The organism is Streptomyces lonarensis, assembly GCF_012033735.1.
Lineage (GTDB): Bacteria > Actinomycetota > Actinomycetes > Streptomycetales > Streptomycetaceae > Streptomyces > Streptomyces lonarensis.
In genome coordinates this window covers 1-6,100 of record NZ_JAAVJD010000278.1, presented here as the reverse complement: position 1 = coordinate 6,100, position 6,100 = coordinate 1, and the positions used below count along the sequence as shown (strand labels likewise).

Genomic DNA, 6,100 nt, shown 5'->3' with positions numbered 1-6,100 from the left:
GTCCGGGCCCGGGCGCGCGGCCTGTCCCCGGCGGGCCGGGGGCAGGGGCCGCCCCCGGGAGCCCGCCGGCCGCCGGGCGTGGCACCCTGGTCCACCGTGACCAGCGCACAGCGGCCCACGCCGCACCCCGAGGACGGCCGAGCACCGGACGACGCACGGCAGCGGAACCCGGTGGGCGGCCACATCCGGGTGGCCGGCGGACTGGCGCGGACCGGGTTGCCCCACGCGGACTCCCTGGACGCCGAGTGCGTGCAGGTCTTCGTGGCCAACCCCCGGGGCTGGGCCACGCCGACCGGTGACCCCCGGCAGGACGCGGCGTTCCGCGCGGGGTGCGCCGAGCGCGGCCTGCGCGTCTTCGTCCACGCGCCCTACCTGATCAACCCCGGCTCGCACTCCCCCGAGACGGCGCGCCGATCGGTCGACTCGCTCCGGCACTCGCTCCGGCGCGCGGCGGAGATCGGCGCCGAGGGCGTGGTGGTGCACACGGGGTCGGCCACCGGCGGCCGCCACCGCTCGGTGGCGCTGGCACAGGTCCGCGAGCTGCTGCTGCCGCTGCTGGCGGAGCTGGACGCGGCGGCCCGCCCCGGCGGGGCCGCGAGCGGCACGGCCGGGGCGGGCACCGACGGCCCGGAGCCGCCGTGGCTGCTGCTGGAGCCGACCGCCGGTCAGGGCGCGTCGCTCTGCTCGCTGCCGGAGGAGCTCGGCCCCTACCTGGAGGCGCTCGACGGCCATCCGCGCGTCGGTGTCTGCCTCGACACCTGCCATGTCTTCGCCGCGGGCCACGACCTGGCGGCGCCGGGCGGGGCCACCGCCCTGCTGGACCGGCTGGAGGCCGCCGCCGGCCCGGGGAGGCTGCGGCTGGTCCACGCCAACGACTCCCACGACGTCACCGGTGCGCGCCGCGACCGCCACGCCAACATCGGCTCCGGCCACATCGGGCCCGAGGCGTTCCGCGAGCTGCTGGCCGACCCGCGCAGTGCCGGAGTGCCGCTGGTGATCGAGACACCGGGCGGCCACGAGGGCCACCTCGCGGACATCCGCCTGCTGAAGGAGCTGCGGGAGGCGGCGGGCTGACGGCCCGTGGCCCGGCGGCAGTCGCGGGGACGGCGGCGCGGGGACGGCGCCGCGGAGGGGTCAGAGCTCCGGGCCGTCGCCGGGTTCCTCCTGGTAGGAGTGGCGCTGCTCGGCCCAGACCTCCCCGAGGTTGTGGTAGCCGCGCTCCTCCCAGAAGCCGCGCCGATCGGCCGTCATGTACTCCACCCCGCGGACCCACTTGGGCCCCTTCCAGGCATAGAGGTGCGGCACCACGAGGCGGACCGGGAAGCCGTGCTCAACGGTGAGCGCCTCGCCGCCGCAATGGGTGGCGAACACGGCGTTCTCCGCAGCGAAATCCGCCAGGCGGATATTGGCGCTGTAACCGTATTCCGCCCACACCATCACGTGGGTGACGCCGGGCGCCGGCGGCGCCGATTCCAGAACGGTCCGCGTCCGCACCCCGCCCCATTCGGCGTCGAGCATGCTGAACCGCGTGACGCAGTGCAGATCGGCGGTGACCGTCGCATAGGGGAGCGCGGAGAACTCCGAGAGGTCCCAGCTGTGCCCCGCGCCGTCCGCGGTGGCGCCGAAGACCCGGAAATCCCAGCGCTCGGGCCGGAACCGCGGGACGGGGCCGTAGTGGGTGACCGGCCAGCCCCGTTGGACGCGCTGCCCCGGAGGCAACCGCCCCGGCGCCGTCCGCGCGCCCGAATCGTCCGGAAGTCCCATGGCACCCATGGTGACAGACCCACCCGGAGCGGTCGCAGTGCCACCCCGGGCGGGCCGCTGCCCTGCCCGGGGTGCGCGTCCCCTCGGCCTCCCGGCGCCGTCAGGCCTCGGAGGGCTGCTCCAGCAGCTGGGCGATGTAGAGCGGCTCACCGATCTTCTCGATGAGTTCCAACTGCGTGTCGAGATAGTCGATGTGGTGCTCCTCGTCCGCGAGGATCGACTCGAAGATGTTGGCGGAGGTGACGTCGCCCTTGGCGCGCATCACCTCGATTCCGCGACGCAGCCGGTCGATCGCCTCGACCTCGATCTGGCGGTCGGCCTGGAACATCTCCGTCACGGTCTGCCCGACCCGCACGTGGAAAAGCCGCTGGTAGTTCGGCAGCGCGTCCAGGAAGAGAATGCGGTCGGTCAGGACCTCCGCGTGCTTCATCTCGTCGAAGGACTCGGCGCGCGTGTACTTCGCAAGCTTGATCCAGCCGAAGTTCTCCTGCATCTTGGAATGCAGGAAGTACTGGTTGATAGCGGTGAGTTCGGCGGTCAGCTGCTCGTTGAGGAACTCGATGACCTCGGGGTCGCCCTGCATCGCGCGGAGCTCCTTCCGGAAAGGGGACGGTTGCCCCGCATGGTGGCACCGTTCACCCGATCACGTCCAGTAAGCGAAGGCTTACCATATTCGCGCGCGGCGGCCCCGCGAGGAGAAACAGCGGGCACCCCGGAACGGCGAATTCCCTTGTGGCACCCCGAGAATTCTCCCGCCACCGACAGCTCGGCCCCCGCCACCCGGCCGGGGCGGGCCCCCGGTACCCGGCTGCGCACCGCGCGGACCGGGCGCGCCGCCCGCACACGACGAAGCCGCCACTCGGTGCGGGCGGCGGCGCGAGAGGGGGGGAAGCGGCTGCCCCGGGCGGCGGCACACGGCGCCGCGGGCGGGCCGGCGGGCGGGGACGACAGCAGGGCTGCCCCGGCCGGGGCAGCCGGGAAGGGGGTTCAGGCAGCCGCGGAGTCGCCGCGTGACGGCAGCGCGCCGACGGGGAGCGCGACCGGCGCCGCGTCGGCCAGGGCAGCGGAACCGGCGGTGGTGAGCGACCCCGACGACACGGGATGGGCGGCGGCACTCGCACCGGCCCGCCGACCGCAGGGCGCACCGCGGCCGAGGATGCCCTGGATACGGCGGACACAGGAGCCGCAGTCGGTGCCGGCCTTGCAGCGGGCGGCGATCTCGCGAGGGGTACCGGCGCCGGCGGCCACGTGGTCGTGGACCTGCTGCTCGGTGATGCCGAAGCACGAGCAGACGAACACCGTCACCTCCGGGGCGTGGTCGCACGGAACACCCCACCGAGGCGGTGAGGTAAACCTAACCTTACCCACGGGGCGAGCGGCACGAAAGGGGCGCGGGACGCGGATCGGTGTGATCCGTGTCCCGCGCCCCGCGCCATGGCTCCGGCCGCCGCCGCGAGGCGGCGGCACGGGTCACTGCGCCCGGTACATCTCCGCCACCAGGAAGGCCAGGTCCAGCGACTGGCTGCGGTTGAGCCGGGGGTCGCAGGCCGTCTCGTAGCGCTGGTGCAGGTCGTCGACGAAGATCTCGTCGCCGCCGCCCACGCACTCGGTGACGTCGTCACCGGTCAGCTCCACGTGGATGCCGCCCGGGTGGGTGCCCAGCGCCTTGTGGACCTCGAAGAAGCCCTTGACCTCGTCGAGGACGTCGTCGAACCGGCGGGTCTTGTACCCGGAGGCGGCCTCGAAGGTGTTGCCGTGCATCGGGTCGCAGACCCAGGCGATCTGCGCGCCGGAGGCGGTGACCTTCTCCACCAGCTCCGGCAGCCGGTCGCGGATGCGGTCGGCCCCCATCCGGGTGATGAAGGTGAGCCGTCCAGGCTCGCGCTCCGGGTCGAGGCGGTCGATGAGGGTCAGCGCCTCCTCGGCGGAGGTCGTCGGCCCCAGCTTCACGCCCACCGGGTTGCGCACCTGCGCCGCGAACTCGATGTGCGCCCCGTCCAGCTGGCGGGTGCGCTCCCCGATCCACACCATGTGGCCCGAGACGTCGTAGAGCTTGCCCGTCCGGGAGTCCACCCGGGTCAGCGCCGCCTCGTAGTCGAGCAGCAGCGCCTCGTGCGAGGCGTAGAACTCGACGCTGTGGAACTCGGCCGGGTCGGCGCCGCAGGCCTTCATGAAGCTCAGCGCCGAGTCGATCTCCCGGGCCAGCGCGTCGTAGCGCTGCCCCGAGGCGGAGTTCCGCACGAAGTCCTGGTTCCAGGCGTGCACCTGCCGCAGGTCGGCGTAGCCGCCCGTGGTGAAGCCGCGGACCAGGTTCAGGGTCGCCGCCGAGGAGTGGTACATCCGCCGCAGCCGCTCCGGGTCCGGCGTCCGGGCCCCGACGGTGAACTCCGGGCTGTTGACGGAGTCGCCGCGGTAGGAGGGCAGCTCCACGCCGTCCCGGCGCTCGGTGGGCTTGGAGCGGGGCTTGGAGTACTGGCCGGCGATGCGGCCGACCTTGACGACGGGCACCGCCGCCGCGTAGGTCAGTACCGCGCTCATCTGGAGCAGCGTCTTGAGCTTGGCGCGGATCTGGTCGGCGCTCACCTGGTCGAACGCCTCGGCGCAGTCCCCACCCTGGAGCAGGAACGCCTCGCCCCGGGCGACGGCTCCCAGACGGGCGCGCAGCTGGTCGCACTCGCCGGCGAAGACGAGCGGAGGATAGGACGCGAGGTCCGCGGTCACCGCGCGCAGAGCCTCTTGGTCCGGGTACTCAGGCTGCTGCGCCGCGGGAAGGTCGCGCCAGGTGGCGCTGGGGGTGCTGATGTCAGCGTTCACGGTCACGTGGTCAGGTTAGCGGCGCATCGGCCGTGGCCCGCGCTCCGCCCGGGGAGTGAGATGACCGCCACGCCCGGTGTGCGGACCGCGCCGGTGACGCTATGCTCCCGGGCATGTTCGCGCAGCCGACCCGTACCTGGTGGTGGACCGTCCCTCCGGCGGCCCACTGATCGCGCGATCGACCACATCGACGCCACGGCCGCCCCGAGGGGCGGCCGTCGTCGTTCCCGGACGGCCACGGCTCGCCCCTCGCTCCGGCTCCCACGCAAGGGAAACCCGATGCCACCTGCCGCCACCCCCGACCGCCCGGCGCCCGGCTCGTCCGTCCACCCGGCCGCCGCGCTGCTCTCCCGGCTCAGCTCCCCCGGCGCCCCGCCCTTCGCGCTGCTGCGCCGCCGCACCCCCGGCCTCGACGGGGAGACCGTGGAGGTGCTGACCGGACCCGTCAGCGACCTCGACCGACTGGCCGACATCCCGGACCGTCCCGACGAGCGGTGGGGCGCACTGGCCCTCGTCCCGTTCCGCCAGCTCTCCGAACGTGGTTTCGACGTCGTGGACGACGGCACCCCGCTGACGGTGCTGCTCCCGGAGGAGGCGCACGACCTGCCGGTCGCCGACCTGCTGCCGCTCCTCCCCGACCACCCGGTCGCGGTGCGCGACGAGGGGTTCGACCTCGACGACGAGGCCTACGCCGCCACCGTGCGCCGGGTGCTGGACGAGGAGATCGCCACCGGCGAGGGCGCCAACTTCGTCATCCGCCGCACCTTCCGGGGCGCGATCGACGGCTACCGCCCCGCCGACGCGCTCGCGCTGTTCCGGCGGCTGCTGACGGCGGAGACCGGCGCCTACTGGACCTTCGTGGTGCACACCGGGCGCCGCACCCTCGTCGGCGCGGGCCCGGAGGTCCACGTCCGGGCGTCCGGCGGCACCGTGGTGATGAACCCGGTCAGCGGCACCTACCGCTATCCGCCCGCGGGCCCCGACACCGAGGGGCTGCTGGCGTTCCTGGCCGACCCCAAGGAACGCGACGAGCTGTCGATGGTGGTGGACGAGGAGCTGAAGATGATGTGCGCGGTCGCCGACGGCGGCACCGTCGTCGGCCCGCGGCTGGTCCCGATGGCCCATCTGGCGCACACCGAGTACGAGCTGCGCGGCCGCACCGCGCTGGACCCCCGCGAGGTGCTGCGGGAGACGATGTTCGCGGCGACCGTCACCGGCTCCCCCGTCCGCAACGCCTGCCGCGTCATCCGACGCCACGAGGCCGACGGCCGCGGCTACTACGCCGGCGCGCTCGCCCTGCTGGGCCGGGACGCGGGCGGTGCGCGGACGCTGGACTCGCCGATCCTCATCCGGACCGCCGACATCGACGCCGCCACCGGGACACTGCGCGTCGGCGTCGGCGCGACGCTGGTGCGGGGCTCCGACCCCCGGGCCGAGGTCGCGGAGACGCACGCCAAGGCCGCGGGCGTCCTGGCGGCGCTGGGGGTGCGACCCGGCCGCGCCGCGCCGCGCACCGCGGGGC

The 6,100-nt window shown here is 74.2% G+C and carries 7 protein-coding genes; 3 read left to right on the top strand and 4 right to left on the bottom strand.

Annotated elements, in window-relative coordinates:
- Positions 1-96: 96 nt before the first annotated feature.
- Complete coding sequence (locus HCN56_RS22690) at positions 97-1,074, top strand: deoxyribonuclease IV (protein WP_167974077.1); 978 nt, start codon at positions 97-99, stop codon at positions 1,072-1,074.
- Between the two features lie 60 nt (positions 1,075-1,134).
- Here the strand turns inward: HCN56_RS22690 and HCN56_RS22685 are convergent, their stop codons facing one another.
- From HCN56_RS22685 to HCN56_RS22670, 4 genes are all read right to left on the bottom strand, one after another.
- Positions 1,135-1,773 carry a sulfite oxidase-like oxidoreductase gene (locus HCN56_RS22685; protein WP_376770916.1) on the bottom strand — a complete coding sequence of 213 codons (639 nt, stop codon included), beginning with the start codon at positions 1,771-1,773 and terminating at the stop codon, positions 1,135-1,137.
- A gap of 91 nt (positions 1,774-1,864) precedes the next feature.
- Entirely contained in the window at positions 1,865-2,347 is a 483-nt protein-coding gene (bfr, locus tag HCN56_RS22680) for a bacterioferritin (RefSeq protein ID WP_167935073.1), read from the bottom strand.
- A gap of 404 nt (positions 2,348-2,751) precedes the next feature.
- Positions 2,752-3,069 carry a (2Fe-2S)-binding protein gene (locus HCN56_RS22675; protein WP_376770915.1) on the bottom strand — a complete coding sequence of 106 codons (318 nt, stop codon included), beginning with the start codon at positions 3,067-3,069 and terminating at the stop codon, positions 2,752-2,754.
- 165 nt (positions 3,070-3,234) lie between these two features.
- Positions 3,235-4,584 (bottom strand): class II 3-deoxy-7-phosphoheptulonate synthase, encoded by a 1,350-nt coding sequence (locus tag HCN56_RS22670; protein ID WP_167974073.1) that lies wholly within the window; start codon positions 4,582-4,584, stop codon positions 3,235-3,237.
- Positions 4,585-4,679: 95 nt separating this feature from the next.
- On the opposite strand from HCN56_RS22670, the gene HCN56_RS27565 reads away from it, so the two are divergent.
- Together HCN56_RS27565 and HCN56_RS22665 are read left to right on the top strand one after the other, a co-directional pair.
- A complete protein-coding gene (locus HCN56_RS27565; protein ID WP_495502237.1) occupies positions 4,680-4,748 on the top strand; it encodes a trp operon leader peptide in 69 nt (22 codons plus the stop codon).
- Positions 4,749-4,857: 109 nt separating this feature from the next.
- Positions 4,858-6,100: chorismate-binding protein (locus HCN56_RS22665; protein WP_209313071.1), on the top strand; the 1,243-nt coding region annotated here is incomplete at its 3' end.

Bases quoted from the DNA above. Each gene is read 5' to 3' on its own strand.
- HCN56_RS22685 (WP_376770916.1), bottom strand. From the start codon at position 1,773: ATGGGTGCCATGGGACTTCCGGACGATTCGGGCGCGCGGACGGCGCCG.
- bfr (WP_167935073.1), bottom strand. From the start codon at position 2,347: ATGCAGGGCGACCCCGAGGTCATCGAGTTCCTCAACGAGCAGCTGACC.